General features: G+C 59.7%; 13 protein-coding genes. 7 read left to right on the forward strand and 6 right to left on the reverse strand.

Annotated elements, in window-relative coordinates; all coding sequences use genetic code 11:
- The first annotated feature begins 1 nt into the window (after position 1).
- On the forward strand, positions 2 to 769 hold the full coding sequence (locus tag JNB85_RS00950; RefSeq protein WP_220332521.1) for an SDR family oxidoreductase: 768 nt from the start codon (positions 2 to 4) through the stop codon (positions 767 to 769).
- Between the two features lie 2 nt (positions 770 to 771).
- Here the strand turns inward: JNB85_RS00950 and JNB85_RS00955 are convergent, their stop codons facing one another.
- The gene (locus tag JNB85_RS00955; RefSeq protein ID WP_220332522.1) at positions 772 to 993 is read right to left on the reverse strand and encodes a hypothetical protein; all 222 of its coding nucleotides are present in this window, start codon (positions 991 to 993) and stop codon (positions 772 to 774) included.
- 443 nt (positions 994 to 1,436) lie between these two features.
- Here JNB85_RS00955 and JNB85_RS00960 point away from each other — a divergent pair, with 443 nt between their 5' ends.
- Entirely contained in the window at positions 1,437 to 2,267 is an 831-nt protein-coding gene (locus tag JNB85_RS00960; RefSeq protein ID WP_220332523.1) for an MBL fold metallo-hydrolase, read from the forward strand.
- Here the strand turns inward: JNB85_RS00960 and JNB85_RS00965 are convergent.
- Both JNB85_RS00965 and JNB85_RS00970 read right to left on the reverse strand, forming a co-directional pair.
- Entirely contained in the window at positions 2,249 to 3,016 is a 768-nt protein-coding gene (locus JNB85_RS00965) for a polysaccharide deacetylase family protein (RefSeq protein WP_220332524.1), read from the reverse strand. The two genes, JNB85_RS00960 and JNB85_RS00965, sit on opposite strands and share 19 nt — an antisense overlap.
- Positions 3,006 to 4,100, reverse strand: a complete 1,095-nt coding sequence (locus JNB85_RS00970; RefSeq protein WP_220332525.1) for a glycosyltransferase family 4 protein — start codon at positions 4,098 to 4,100, stop codon at positions 3,006 to 3,008. The genes JNB85_RS00965 and JNB85_RS00970 overlap by 11 nt, the downstream gene beginning before the upstream one ends.
- 192 nt (positions 4,101 to 4,292) lie before the next feature.
- Between JNB85_RS00970 and JNB85_RS00975 the strand changes: the two genes are divergently transcribed.
- Together JNB85_RS00975 and JNB85_RS00980 are read left to right on the forward strand one after the other, a co-directional pair.
- On the forward strand, positions 4,293 to 6,008 hold the full coding sequence (locus tag JNB85_RS00975) for an adenylate/guanylate cyclase domain-containing protein (RefSeq protein WP_220332526.1): 1,716 nt from the start codon (positions 4,293 to 4,295) through the stop codon (positions 6,006 to 6,008).
- Entirely contained in the window at positions 6,008 to 6,886 is an 879-nt protein-coding gene (locus JNB85_RS00980) for an FkbM family methyltransferase (protein WP_220332527.1), read from the forward strand. Before JNB85_RS00975 ends, JNB85_RS00980 begins: the two co-directional genes overlap by 1 nt.
- Before the next feature lie 12 nt (positions 6,887 to 6,898).
- Here the strand turns inward: JNB85_RS00980 and JNB85_RS00985 are convergent, their stop codons facing one another.
- On the reverse strand, positions 6,899 to 7,804 hold the full coding sequence (locus tag JNB85_RS00985; RefSeq protein ID WP_220332528.1) for an NAD(P)/FAD-dependent oxidoreductase: 906 nt from the start codon (positions 7,802 to 7,804) through the stop codon (positions 6,899 to 6,901).
- A gap of 133 nt (positions 7,805 to 7,937) precedes the next feature.
- Between JNB85_RS00985 and JNB85_RS00990 the strand changes: the two genes are divergently transcribed.
- On the forward strand, positions 7,938 to 8,393 hold the full coding sequence (locus JNB85_RS00990; protein ID WP_220332529.1) for an Rrf2 family transcriptional regulator: 456 nt from the start codon (positions 7,938 to 7,940) through the stop codon (positions 8,391 to 8,393).
- A 7-nt stretch (positions 8,394 to 8,400) separates the two neighbouring features.
- On the opposite strand, the gene JNB85_RS00995 is transcribed toward JNB85_RS00990, so the two are convergent.
- Complete coding sequence (locus JNB85_RS00995) at positions 8,401 to 8,880, reverse strand: class I SAM-dependent methyltransferase (RefSeq protein ID WP_220332530.1); 480 nt, start codon at positions 8,878 to 8,880, stop codon at positions 8,401 to 8,403.
- 122 nt (positions 8,881 to 9,002) lie between these two features.
- Between JNB85_RS00995 and JNB85_RS01000 the strand changes: the two genes are divergently transcribed.
- Positions 9,003 to 10,178 carry a DUF3095 domain-containing protein gene (locus tag JNB85_RS01000; protein ID WP_220332531.1) on the forward strand — a complete coding sequence of 392 codons (1,176 nt, stop codon included), beginning with the start codon at positions 9,003 to 9,005 and terminating at the stop codon, positions 10,176 to 10,178.
- Here the strand turns inward: JNB85_RS01000 and JNB85_RS01005 are convergent.
- Positions 10,168 to 11,511: a nucleotide sugar dehydrogenase gene (locus JNB85_RS01005; RefSeq protein ID WP_420852248.1), complete on the reverse strand. Its 1,344-nt coding sequence runs from the start codon at positions 11,509 to 11,511 to the stop codon at positions 10,168 to 10,170. The genes JNB85_RS01000 and JNB85_RS01005 overlap by 11 nt on opposite strands.
- A gap of 425 nt (positions 11,512 to 11,936) precedes the next feature.
- Here JNB85_RS01005 and JNB85_RS01010 point away from each other — a divergent pair, with 425 nt between their 5' ends.
- Entirely contained in the window at positions 11,937 to 13,277 is a 1,341-nt protein-coding gene (locus tag JNB85_RS01010) for an adenylate/guanylate cyclase domain-containing protein (RefSeq protein WP_220332533.1), read from the forward strand.
- Positions 13,278 to 13,378 lie beyond the last annotated feature (101 nt).

Consider the following 13,378-nt stretch of genomic DNA (forward strand, 5'->3'; position numbering starts at 1 on the left):
CGTGACCTTTTCCCTTTTCGATCTTTCGGGCCGCCGCGCGCTCGTGACGGGCTCCAGCCAAGGTATCGGTTATGCACTCGCCCTCGGACTTGCCGAGCATGGCGCATCCGTCATCATCAATGGCCGCAACGCTCAGAAAGCGGAGGCGGCGGCCGAGACGATCCGCGAAAAGAAATGCCATGCGGTCAGCGCCGCTTTCGATGTGACGGATGCGGAGGCCAGCAAAACCGCCATTGCTTATATCGAGGCAGAGATCGGCCCGATCGATATCCTGGTCAACAATGCAGGGATGCAGTTTCGTACGCCGTTGGAGGAGTTTCCGGTCGAAAAGTGGGACGAGCTCTTCCGCACCAATGTCTCCAGCATCTTCTACGTCAGCCAACCAGTGGCACAGACGATGATCGGCCGCGGCCGCGGCAAGATCATCAACATCGCGTCGGTGCAGGCTGAACTCGCCCGGCCAGGCATCGCGCCCTATACGGCAACCAAGGGGGCTGTGCGCAATCTCACCCGTGGCATGGCAACCGACTGGGCAAAGCATGGACTGCAGATCAACGCCATTGCGCCCGGTTACTTCAGGACACCGCTCAATCAGGCGCTTGTCGACGATCCGAAATTCTCCGCATGGCTTGAAACCCGGACACCGGCTGGCCGATGGGGCAATGTGGAAGAGTTGGTGGGTGCGGCCGTCTTCCTGGCGTCGGACGCATCGTCCTTCGTCAACGGCCATATGCTGATGGTCGACGGTGGGATTACGGCGTCGCTCTGAGGTTAATCGCCTCCACCGTCACCACCGCCGTCGCATCCATCATCTCCTCCATCATTGAGATCAAAACTCACCTCGATGCCGCCTTCGGCTTGGCCACGAACGGAACGCCCTGGGAAACGAAACTGCGCCCACCAGGGAGGATTCCAGGACAAGAAGACGGCAAATGCAACGATGAGGATGGAAACAGCCGAGAGGCCTATGAGGATCTCCGTGACTGGAGACATGTTCACTCCAAAGGTTGTTCAAGGAAATCATCTTAGTAATTTCCGCAGGAAACAAGACCAACTCGATCTTGAGCCCACCTCGATCCGCCACAACAAAGACGAGCTTTCGCTGCCGGCCACCTCCGACGCGGTTTCCCTGCCGTTCGTGGCTTGAGCACCGCCAAAAGCAACGAATTTGCATTTTCGGTCGCGCGAAACCATTTAAGATGCACGATCCCGCGGGAAATATCGCAACCTCGCATATGCCGGAACGTTTACAGAAAACGAACCATACCGGCTTGCATTCTGAGCCAAAAGCCGATTGCTTAGGAAAATCTACTTCTTCTTCGGTTAGCCGTTGGAAGAGTGCGAGGGGATATAGGCAAACCCGTGGAATTCTGCAGCTTCGCATCGGGAGCGATGGTGACTACGATGGCGGAGCGGGAAAGCTGGTTTGAAGGAAGATGAGTAACGATCTGTTTAAGGTAAAATTTTGGGGCGTACGGGGAAGCATTCCCGTGTCAGGCCCGGAATTCGACCGCTATGGAGGCAACACCTCCTGCATTGAAATCCGCTGCGGCGAGCACCGGATGCTGTTCGACGCGGGCTCTGGCCTGCGTGAAGCCGGCCTGTCGCTCATCGCTGATGATGTCCACGATGTCGATCTCTTCTTCAGCCACTGCCACTATGATCACATCATCGGCCTGCCCTTCTTCAAGGCAATCTACTACCCGTCGATCAACGTCAACATCTGGTCCGGCCATCTGGACGGCAACATGACCACGCGCGAGATGGTCGAGCAGTTCATCAGCCCGCCCTGGTTCCCTGTAAAGACCGATATCTGCCAGGCGACGATGAATTTTCGCGATTTCCACGCAGGCCAGACGCTGACCCCGCATGATGGCCTCGAGATGCAGACCTACATGCTGAACCATCCGGGCGGCGCGATCGGCTATCGCATCCATTGGAAAGGGCGCATCATATCGCTGATCTACGACATCGAGCATACGCCGGGTAGCTACGATCCGGTGGCGCTGGAGATGATGAAGGACGCCGATCTCGTCGTCTATGACTGCACCTATAATGAAGACGAGATGCAGCGCTTCAAAGGGTTTGGCCATTCCACGTGGCAGCACGGTACCGAACTTGCAAAAATGGCGGGCGCGAAGCGCTTCGCCTTGTTCCATCATGCGCCCTCGCGCACCGACGACCAGCTTGCTGTCATGGAAAGCCAGGCGCAGGCCGCCTTTGCCGGTGCCTTCGCCGCCCGTGACAATCAGGTCATCGACATCTGATCCTGCACGAGTGCGGCTGCCGGAACCCATTCCACCGCAGGATGGCCCGAAGTCGCCTCGAAGAGCTCGGCAAGGAAGTCCCACGCCGCCGCATCATGCACCAGATGATGCGCGAGCACGCCGATCGGTTCGCTGCTGCCCTCGAACCTGTCCTGCAATTCGGCAACCAGTTCGCCGATCAGGTCTACCATCGGCCGGCCGCCGCGCGTGCCGTGCCAGTCCATGAGATCGACATGGGAATTGACGATGGCGAGCGGGCTTTTTCCCTTGACGCGTCCGTAAGTCGAAAGGGATTCGAAGCCGAGCGCCGGCAACTGGGGAATGAGATCCTTGTCGATGCGGTTCCAGGGCGGAACCAGCATGGCTAGAAAGCGTGTCGGGTAAAGACCCTTCAGCTTCAGGAAGCCTTCGTAGAGCTCACCGAGAATGGTTTCTTCCAGACGCGCTCCGCCGAGTTCCTGCTTCTTGTCGTCGGGTCCAGCATGATTGTGATGCGCCCAGCCGTGAACCGCCACGCTGACATGTGCCTCATCTGCAAGCCGCTGAGCCAGCGCCTCTCCAGTCGATGCCGGGATGACCGCCAGCGTCACGGGGATGCCGTAGCGTTTCGTCTCGGAGAGTAATCGCTCCAGCGCCGCGGTCGGCTCGATCGCATCGTCATCCCGCAGCCAGAGCCGTGCGACGCGGCCAGCGTCGCGCCAGCGCTCCAGCTCCCGATACAACGGCTCGCGGATGCTGCTATCGATCATGTGCTGCTCCTGCATGATTGCGTAGGATCAAATCCAATTGATGTGACGCGCCGGCAAGTGAGCGCTCGTCGATGACGAAACGGCGGGCGGCGGATGCCATGGCGTCACGGCGCCCGCGCTCCTCCAGCAGTTCGGCAATGGCCCGCGCATAGGCTTCCGTATCGCCATCCGGCGTCAATAATCCGGTCATATCGGCCTCCACCACGGCAGGTACGCCACCAGTCGCCTGCGCCACGACAGGAAGGCCCGCCGCCTGCGCTTCGAGATAGGCAAGTCCATAGGCTTCACCGCAACCCGGCCACACATATATGCCGCTCTTCGAAAGCAGGTCGGCTATTTCTTCGGGCTCCCGCTGGCCGAGCCAGTCGATACGACCGGGGTCAAAACCGGCAAACAGCGCTTGCACATCGGTCTTTAGCGGCCCGTCGCCAACGATGCCGAGCGTCCAGGGCCGATCCTCGATCATGCGTAGTGCCGCTGCGAGCATCTTGTAGCTCGCCATCTTGTCACCGGCCCGCATCATGGCCACGGTTATCAGGCGTTGCGGATCGGGAGTGGGCGTTATCGCCTCGAAGAGCGCTGTGTCGATGAAAGGTCTTACCTCGGCGATACGCGCTTTAGGAAAGACGTCTTCCAATCCTTTCCGATCGCGTTCGGTAAAGGCGATGTTGATCGCCGCCTGCCGGATGGCGTCAGCTACCGGTTTCTGGAGGGAGGCCCAGCCCATCCCGTCGCGCTTGCGCGAATAAGAGGCTTCCGCCGTGACATAGGGAATGGCGAATTGCTCCGCGATGGTGGGACCGAAGAGATCCGGAGACTTGTAATAGGGATGGTAACAGAACCAGAGTTCCGGCTTCGGCTCGTCCCGCCATTTACCTTGCAGCCGTTGAAGCTCATCTTCCGCCGTCACCAGCACATCCGCCGCTTCCTCCGGCGTGCCGGCATGAACACGGAACCGGGACACGACCTCGACCGAATGGCCGGCCATTTCCAGCGCTCGGATCAACAGCCGCGCCATCAACCGATCGCCAGAGGGCACGGGATGATCAGGCGATTTCATCGGCGCGTAGAAAGCGATCCGCATCGCGACACTCCGTTTGTGACAGTGTGTTTCCAATCGGCGCTCGCGCCGCAAGCGAAAATTTCCGCTATTGTCACTATCCTTGAACGATGCAGGCAGGCATACCGAAGCGGTCGTGATTAGACGAGACGATAATTCCGCCCTTTTTCGTCTTCTCTAGTGCATTTGCGATTTGAGCTTCAAGAACAGGAATTGATGACGACGGTCTGGGCCACAGGGATTTTTTCGGAGCGCACGATCAGGAAGGCCAGGCTTGGTTCCGGCCTTGTCATGTTCGTCTTCATCATCCTGCATATGTCGAACCATGCGGTGGGGCTCGTTTCGCTGACGACGGCCGATGATGCGCGCCGGCTGTTTCTGGCGATCTGGCGCAATCCGCTGGGGACCCTGCTCTTTTACGGCTCGGTCCTCGTCCATATGACACTGGTGCTGCGGGGGCTCTATATGCGCCGCAGCCTCGTTATGCCGAAGAACGAGATGGCACAGATTGTTCTCGGCCTTCTGATTCCGCTGCTCCTCATCGATCATGTCGTCGGCACCCGCATCGTCCATGCGCTCTACGGCTATGCCGACAATTACGAAACGATCGTTCGCACGCTCTGGATCAACTCGCCGCAGAACGGCGTGCGCCAGACTTTCGCCCTGCTTGCCGTCTGGATCCATGGTTGTATCGGCATCCATTTCTGGCTGCGCTATCGGCCATGGTACGACAATTCCTCATCGCTCCTTCTGGCGACCGCCATCCTCCTGCCGGTGCTGGCGCTGCTCGGTTTCGTCGAGATGGGCCGCACGCTGTCCGATCCCTCGTATATCGAAGCCGAAGCCGGACATTACGAAGAAACGATCAATACCCGCTATGACAACGATCCCGAGGCACGCGAGCAAATCGCGACGATCCGCGCCGGGCTCTACGGCAGCTTCTCCGCGGCGCTTGCCCTCGTCATCCTGGCACGGGCGCGCCGCAGGCTAAAGGAGCGGGCGAATCAAGTCGCGGTTCACTATCCCGGCGGCGAAACCGTGCGCGTGCCGCGCGGCTTCACCGTGCTGGAAGCAAGCAGGCTTGGCGGCCTGCCGCATTATTCGGTCTGCGGCGGCAAGGGCCAATGCTCCACCTGCCGCGTACAGATTCTTGGCGACTTTTGGACCCTGCCGCCACCCGACAAGCTGGAGCAAACGACGCTGAAACGCATCAATGCGGCAGCTGATGTGCGCCTCGCCTGTCAGCTCCGCCCGGACAAGGACCTGACCGTCGCGCCGCTGCTCGTGCCGCAGACGGAGGCGGCCCTTCCGGCCAACAGCCAGGAAACCAGTCCCGGCCGAGAACGGGAGATCGCCGTGCTCTTCTGTGACATGCGTCATTTCACAGCGCTGACCGAAACCCGCCTGCCCTTCGACGTCGTCTTCCTGCTCAACCGCTATTTCGGGATCGTCGGCAAGGCGGTGGAACAGGCCGGCGGACGGCTCGACAAATTTATCGGCGACGGCGCCATGGCACTCTTCGGCCTCAACACCACGCCTGAGGAAGCCTGCCGGCAGGCGGTAGCAGCCGCGACCGCGATTGTTGCCGAGGTGGAGAAGCTCGCCGCCGAACTTTCCCATGAACTGCCTCTGCCGCTGCAGATCGTTATCGGCATCCACACCGGCCCGGCCGTCGTCGGCACGATGGGCTATGGACGCGTGCGCAGCCTGACGGCCGTCGGCGATACGGTCAATGTCGCAAGCCGCCTGGAGACGGCGGCCAAGGAGCTCAATGCTGCGATCGTCATTTCCGAGCCGGTCGCGATGCGCGCCGGCATTGACGCGAAGACGGTCGAAAGCTGCGAAATCAATGTGCGAGGCCGGGCACTCCCCTTGAAAGTCTATGTCATTCCGAGAGAGATAGCCGCCGAACCGATCAAGGAACGACAATGATGTCCGGCCAAGCATGGCTTACTGGCAAATATTGGAAGCGCCGCTTGCGAAAGGCGCGCAATGCGCTGGCCACGCGTTTCTTTGACACCCGTACCGGCCGCCGGCTGCTGATCGAGAATATCGGGCCGCGCGTCACCTCCATGACGGTCGACGCCGGCGATCACCTCATGAGTTTCTCACCTGCCGACTATATCGGCCGCAAGGTTTTCCGGAAGGGCCATTTCGAGCGCGAGGCGGTCGACCGGCTGCTCGTGATCCTGCGCCAGCGCGGCCTGCTGAAGAAGGACGGCGTGCTGCTCGAGATCGGCGGAAATATCGGCACACAGACCGTTTATTTTGCGCTGGCCCGCGCATTTGCCGGGATCGTCAGCGTCGAGCCGGACCCACGCAATTTTCGCCTTCTGGAACAGAATATTCGCCAGAACGGCCTTATCGACACGGTGCACCTCGTTAACTGCGCCGCCGGCGAAGATGAAGGCGAGATCGACTTTTTTCTAAACCACGCCAATCACGGCAAGAGCAGCGCAGTTCGCCAGAGCATCCGCGACCATAAGATCACCGTTCCGGTGAGGCCGGTGACCGGAATTCTCGATGGGCTCGGTATCGACCAGACTGCCATCAGCCTCGTCTGGATGGATATTGAGGGTTACGAGCCGGTAGCCTGCCGCTCGATGCTGCCGCTGCTTGCCCGCCGCGCCCCTCTTTATATGGAATTCACGCCGCTCTTTTACGGCCCGGAGGGCACGAAGGCCTTCATTCGCACGCTCGCCGGCTTCTACGAAGATTGCCTCGTGGTCTTCGAGGACGGCGAGAAGGAGATGAAAGTCCGTGATCTGCCGACAGAATTCGATCAATATGACGTGCTGTTCCTGCCTTAGACCGAAGACGAGCTATCGGGCGGACTGCATCACCAGCGATTGATGGCAATGCACGCCTGCGAGCACGCCTGAGGCGGACGCGAGCGTCGCATTGTGCATGGCGCTTGCCGCATCGCCGGCGGCAAAGACACCCTTGACGGTGGTTTCCTTGTTATCGCCGGTCCGGATGACCGGGCCGAACGGACCGTCGTCGAAGACACAGCCAAGTTGTTCGGCAATCGGGCTCGCCATCGCGGTTTTCGGAGCGACGAACATAGCGTCCAGCTGCACGACCCGGCCATCGGCAAGGCGAACGGCTTCAAGCTTGGGACGATCGCCTAACAATTCCACGACAGGGCTGCGTTCGATGCGTACGCCGCGAGACGTCAGCCGTGCGAGTTGTTCTTCATCGGGCTCAAACAGCGCTTGCGTGAAATAGGTCGTCTCTCCCCAGTCGGGAATAAGTGTGGCCGCATGTGCCGACAGCGGATGGTTTGCGAGCACACCGAGCTTGCCGCCGCTCACCTCATAACCATGGCAATAAGGGCAGTGCAGCACGGAGCGGCCCCATCGGTCCCGCAGGCCGGAGATGTCAGGCAGGGTGTCGCTTATGCCGGTTGCCACAACGACGCGCGCGGCCCTTTCCTGGCCACCACCCTTGATGTCGATCACGAATTCGTCGCCATCGGCACGCGCCTGAACAACTTCCCCGTCGCGAATGGTGATGTTCGGATAAAGCGAAAGTTGCCGCTTCCCCTCCCGCATGATCGCCGCAGGCGTCTGACCGTCCTGGCCCAGAAAGCCGTGCGACGCCGGCGAAAACCGATTGCGCGGCGTGCCTGCATCGATCAGCAGAACGCGGCGTCGCGCCCGGGCAAGCTGCATGGCCGCGGACAGGCCCGCGAAATTTCCGCCGATAACGATAGCCTCGAATGACATGGAGCCCTCCTTTGGCGCTGCCGCAATCACGACTCAACATAAGTTACATGAAATAACGCGGTCAAGCATCATGTTACTTGTCTTGTTACGATCCGCTTGTGATAATGGCCGCTCGATCGACAGGAATAGAATCATGCGCAATGACAGCCGCCTTTCACGCATGCTGCACGTGCTGATCCACATGGATCGCCATGAGCATTCCGCAACCTCCGAAATGATTGCAAAGATGCTAAACACCAATCCCGTCGTCGTCCGCCGCACCATGGCCGGCCTTCGAGAACGGGGCTATGTCCGTTCCGAAAAGGGGCATGGCGGGGGCTGGACGCTGGTGCGCCCCTTGTCGGAAATCACGTTGCTCGATGTCTACAACGCCATCGGCGAACCGCACCTTTTTGCCATCGGCCCGGCCGATGACCAGCCGAAATGCCTTGTAGAACAGGCCGTGAATGCCGCCCTTGAGGACGCGATGAAGGAGGCACAGGCGCTGCTCCTGCGGCGATTGAGCAGCGTGACGCTGGACGAAATCGCGGACGACTTCGAGGCGAAATTTTCAGCGCTGTCGGCTGCGTCCTATTCCTGCGCCTCATAAGCGCGGATCATGTCCTACGGTAGAGAAAATAGCGCCCCTCCTTGATGCCGCCGGGCAGAGGCAGGGGCAAAAGCTCGGGATGTTCCAGTGGCAGACCGCTGACGGCGATGCCATGGTGGGTAAGCACGCCAGCCATCAATTGCGGCAGCCAGGTCAGCGTCACGGCGTCGATCTCGTCATGGCCGGTGCCGATATCGGCATGGGCGAGCGCAGCATTGATCCCGAGGAACGCCTGGCCGGTATCGCGGATATTGCCCGTCACCATATTTTCGGCTTGCGGCGTGGAGGCGGAATAGGAGCGTATTTCCCAATCGAAGGCGATAATGCGGCGGTCGGGGAAATGCTCGCGCAGATGGTCGTAGGTGCGGCCGTTGCCGAGGCCGAATTCGAGCACCGGCCCCTTCACCCCTTCCACCAGATCGATGATGGCATTGAGAATATCGCGTTGAGCCGTCAATCGGCGAATGAAGCTGTCGAGGCGGCTCATCTTGTCCTGTCCGTCATAAAAATATGTCAGTGGTCCTAACATATCGATGCACTGTAAGTCGATTGCCGTAAACGCAAATTGCCGTTGCAGCGGCAACACGGGTCTGTGATAAACTCGGCTTCATGAACGAGATGTCCAACGACGCATTCTTCGCCAACGTGCCTGTTTTCAGTGACTTCGAAGGCGTGACCGATGAGAGCAATTACCAGCCGCTGCCCGAAGGGTGGGTGCTGGCAATGGCCGATATTGTCGGCTCGACGAAAGCGATTTCGGGTGGCCGCTACAAGGACGTCAACATGGCCGGCGCCAGCGTCATTTCCGCGGTACTGAACGCCGTCGGCAAAGGCGACTATCCATTCGTCTTCGCGGGCGACGGGGCGCTGATCGCCTTGCCGGCTTTGTTTGAGGAAAAAGCGCGAGCAGCGCTTGCCGCGACACAGGTCTGGGTGAAAGAGGATCTTGACCTCGATCTCCGTATCGCCATCGTGCCGATCGCCGATATCCGCGCGGAAGGTCTCGACGTGCGTGTCGCCCGCTATTCGGCCAGTCCCTATGTCACCTATGCGATGTTTTCCGGCGGCGGCACGATCTGGGCCGAAAAGAACATGAAGATGGGCCGGTATGGCGTCGAAAAGGCCGCACCCGGCACCCGTCCGGATCTGACGGGCCTATCCTGCCGCTGGAGCCCGATCGAGGCCCGCAACGGCGAAATCGTCTCGATCATCGCCGTCCCCGGCGAAGCTGGTCCCGGCCCGGAATTCCAGGCTCTCGTCACCGGCATCGTTTCGATCACCGCCGAGCAGAACCGCAATGGCCATCCGGTGCCGGAAGACGGGCCGGAGTTTGCCTTTTCGATGAAGGGCATCAATCGCGAGGTGAATGCGACGGCGCCCAAAGGCAAACGGCTGCGGCAAAAGCTGTTTATCTTCCTGCAGACCGGCTTGATCGTTTTCCTGCACAAACTCGGCCTCACCTTCGCTCATTTCAACGCGCGCCGCTACAAGAAGGACATCGCGGGCAATTCGGATTTCCGAAAGTTCGATGACGGACTGAAGATGACTATCGACGTCGATGCCGCTCATCTCGCCCGCATCGAGACGCTATTGAAGCAGGCGCAGGAAAGAGGCGTGGCTCGCTACGGCCTGCACCGCCAGTCATCGGCACTGGTGACATGCTTCGTGCCTACGCCACTGTCGCGCGACCACATGCACTTCATCGATGGTGCCGCCGGTGGCTATGCGGTCGCTGCCAGCCAGATCACCGGCAAGCAGCTTTCCGGCGCGCTCGTTACGCCTTGATGACGTGATCGGCCGAAAGGCCGAGGCGGCTTAAGACATTTCGGGTATCGACAATCAATTTGGCGTTCTTCAAGAGAACAGCATAGTCGATCATGTCGTGATCGGTCGCAATGAGAACCGCGTCATATGCCGCAATGGCTTCAGGCGTCAGGTCGATGGATTGCCGGCCCTTCAGCGCCTGATATTCACGGGTCGGCGGAATCTCCGCGACGAAGGGGTCGTGATAATCTGCCTTGCCGCCGCGCTCTTCTATGATTTCAATCAGGCGCAGTGACGGACTTTCCCTGATATCGGCGACGTTCTTTTTGTAGGCGAGGCCAAGCACGAGGACGCACGAGCGGCTGAGCGCTTTGCCGGCGCGAATATCCAGCGCCTCGGCCAGCTTGCCGACGACATAACGCGGCATGGCCGAATTGATCTCGCCGGCAAGTTCGATGAAGCGGGTCGGCAGCTCGTATTCGCGCGACTTCCAGGTGAGGTAGAAAGGGTCGATCGGAATGCAGTGGCCGCCGAGACCAGGGCCGGGATAGAAGGGCATATAACCGAACGGCTTGGTCTTGGCAGCGTCGATGACTTCCCAGACATCGATGCCCATTGCCGCATAGACGGTCTTCAGCTCGTTGACGAGCGCGATATTGACCGACCGGAAGATGTTTTCGGTGAGCTTGACCGCTTCCGCCGTCGCATTGGAGGAAACCGGAACGACGGTCGAAACGGCAGCACCGTAGAAAGATTTCATTAGCGACAGGGCCTGCGCGCCGTCGCCTGCAACAACCTTCGGGATCGTCGCGGTGTGGTAATGCTGGTTGCCGGGGTCTTCGCGCTCCGGCGAGAAACCGACGAAGAAGTCAGAGCCGGATTTTAACCCCGTCCCTTCAAGGATGACCTTCACGATATCGTCGGTCGTGCCGGGATAGGTCGTCGATTCCAGCACGACGAGCTGGCCCGGCCGTAGGTGGGCGGCGATCGACCGCGACGTCGCTTCCACGAAGGAAAGATCGGGATCGCGATGTTTGGTGAGCGGCGTCGGCACGCAGATGACGATCACGTCGCAATCCGAAAGTCCGGCGAAATCGGTCGTCGAGGAGAACCGCCCCGCATCGATCTCTGCCGTCAACGCCTCATTCGTCACCGCATCGATATAGGAGCGGCGGGTATCCAGCGCGACGATCTTCTTCGGATCGATATCGAAGCCGGTCACGGCGAAGCCGCTACGCGCCACGGCCATCGCCAGCGGCAGGCCGACATAACCGAGACCGATGATGCCGGCACGGGCGGTGCGCGTCTCAATCTTTTTTGAAAGCGTCCCGAAGGTGGAAGAGCGTGCGTCCAAGGCCATGCCTCTTGCGAAAAGTGAATCCGAACGCTGATCTAATGCATGATCGCGGCAAATTAAACCCGGCCTCTTTCATAGCGCCTGACTGTACCAAACTCCTGATTCATTAGCCGGCTGTGACGGAAATGACCCGGTAGCCCCAATTCGACAACCGGGGCGCACAAAAAAATTCCTGATGCCATTGTTTCGCACTTTCAGCGTGCCTATTTTGGCAGATGATAATGAACCACTTTGCAAAGATTGCTCGCCAGTTTCCAGGAGGTCGGAAGCCGGCGGGTGTCACAGCCGGCCGTCGGCAATCGTTGACACGATAATACCGCTCGTACATCCTGATTTCTTTGTGATCTGCTCGTCGTGAATGGGCAGGTCCGGGTAATTTTTGCCTTTCGGGATGGACGTGCGACATGAGGATAATACCGAGAATGAGCACGATCGAATCCAGCGTATCCTCCATTTTGTTGGACCGTGTTGCTGAATGGCTGACGAATTCTTCGCTGGCCGGAGACGACCTTGAAAATATTGTGCGGGGTTTCTGCGAACGGCTTGCGGCCGCCGGACTCCCACTTGCGCGCGTGCATCTGACCTTCTCGATGCTGCATCCGCTCTACGACGCACTGAGCTTCACCTGGAAGCGCGCGAGCGGCGTGACCATCGAAGGCTTCCGCATGCCGGCCGGCCAGAAGCCGGACCGTTTCCTGCAGAGCCCCTATTTCTATCTTCTCGACAACAATCTGCAGCATATCCGCCGCCGCATCATGCCTGACGGCCCGAGTGAATTTCCTATCTTCGAGGATCTCAGGCAGGAAAAGATCACTGATTACCTCGCCTTCGTGCAGCCATTCGGTGACGGCTCGGTGCAGGGCATGATGGGTTCATGGTCGACCGACAGCCCGGCCGGTTTCTCCGACGACATGATCGACGCGCTGCTGCGCATGCAGAACCATCTGGCGGTCGCCGCCAAGATGGCCGTGCTTGCAAAGCTCGCCAACAACATGCTGACCACCTATCTCGGTGGCGATGCCGGCAAGCGCGTGCTGAACGGCCAGGTTCGCCGCGGCGACGGTGAAACGATCCGTGCCGCTCTGGTCATGGCGGATATGCGCGAATCGACCATGTATGCCGAGAAGGAAGGCCGGCAGGCATATATCGATACGCTCAACCAGTTCTTCGATGCGATCGCGGCACCCTTCAACCGCAACGGCGGCGAAATCCTGAGCTTCCTCGGCGACGGTTTCCTGGCCGTCTATCCCTGCGGTCGCCACAAGGATCCGTCCAAAATCGCCTGCGAGGCAGCGCTTTCCGCTGTGCATCATGCGCAGGCGCGCGTTGCCGAACTCAATAAGGATCGCGAGGCGAAGGGGCTTCCGAAGATCGGCTACGGCATCGGCCTGCATGTCGGCAATGTCATGTTTGGCAATGTCGGCCTGAAGGACCGCCTTACCTTCTCCGCCTTCGGTTCTGCAGTGAACGAGGTGCAGCGCCTGCAGGTATTGACGAAGAAATACAGCCGCGAGGTCGTCGCGAGCCAGGCCTTTGCCGGCTATTGCGGCGGCGAATGGATCACGCTCGGCGAGGAAAAGCTGCGCGGAATCCGCCAGAAGGTGACGGTGCTGCAGCCGCGCGCGCCCGCATCTGCCATTCATGTCGACGACGGTTTCCGCGAAGCCGTTCAGAACGGCCTTTCGGAAGCCGAACAGGTCATCATGCTTCACCGCGACAAGAAACAGGTAAAACGTACGCCAATCGAGAAATTCATTCAGTAATTACGCGCGAACATTGCAGCCGCTTTAGCAGCTGCACCGTATATCAGAACCCTCGCATCACGCGCCTTTAATACAGGCGCCATGCGCCGCTTTTCCTCATG

Origin of the sequence: Rhizobium mesosinicum, assembly GCF_019511345.1 — a bacterium.
Taxonomy (GTDB): domain Bacteria; phylum Pseudomonadota; class Alphaproteobacteria; order Rhizobiales; family Rhizobiaceae; genus Rhizobium; species Rhizobium mesosinicum.

Excerpts from the sequence above, each read along its gene's own strand:
- JNB85_RS00955 (WP_220332522.1), bottom strand. The coding sequence starts at position 993 with ATGTCTCCAGTCACGGAGATCCTCATAGGCCTCTCGGCTGTTTCCATC.
- JNB85_RS00965 (WP_220332524.1), bottom strand. The coding sequence starts at position 3,016 with ATGATCGATAGCAGCATCCGCGAGCCGTTGTATCGGGAGCTGGAGCGC.
- JNB85_RS00985 (WP_220332528.1), bottom strand. The coding sequence starts at position 7,804 with ATGTCATTCGAGGCTATCGTTATCGGCGGAAATTTCGCGGGCCTGTCC.
- JNB85_RS00970 (WP_220332525.1), bottom strand. The coding sequence starts at position 4,100 with ATGCGGATCGCTTTCTACGCGCCGATGAAATCGCCTGATCATCCCGTG.
- JNB85_RS01000 (WP_220332531.1), top strand. The coding sequence starts at position 9,003 with ATGAACGAGATGTCCAACGACGCATTCTTCGCCAACGTGCCTGTTTTC.
- JNB85_RS00980 (WP_220332527.1), top strand. The coding sequence starts at position 6,008 with ATGTCCGGCCAAGCATGGCTTACTGGCAAATATTGGAAGCGCCGCTTG.
- JNB85_RS00990 (WP_220332529.1), top strand. The coding sequence starts at position 7,938 with ATGCGCAATGACAGCCGCCTTTCACGCATGCTGCACGTGCTGATCCAC.
- JNB85_RS00975 (WP_220332526.1), top strand. The coding sequence starts at position 4,293 with ATGACGACGGTCTGGGCCACAGGGATTTTTTCGGAGCGCACGATCAGG.
- JNB85_RS00995 (WP_220332530.1), bottom strand. The coding sequence starts at position 8,880 with ATGAGCCGCCTCGACAGCTTCATTCGCCGATTGACGGCTCAACGCGAT.
- JNB85_RS01010 (WP_220332533.1), top strand. The coding sequence starts at position 11,937 with ATGAGCACGATCGAATCCAGCGTATCCTCCATTTTGTTGGACCGTGTT.
- JNB85_RS00960 (WP_220332523.1), top strand. The coding sequence starts at position 1,437 with ATGAGTAACGATCTGTTTAAGGTAAAATTTTGGGGCGTACGGGGAAGC.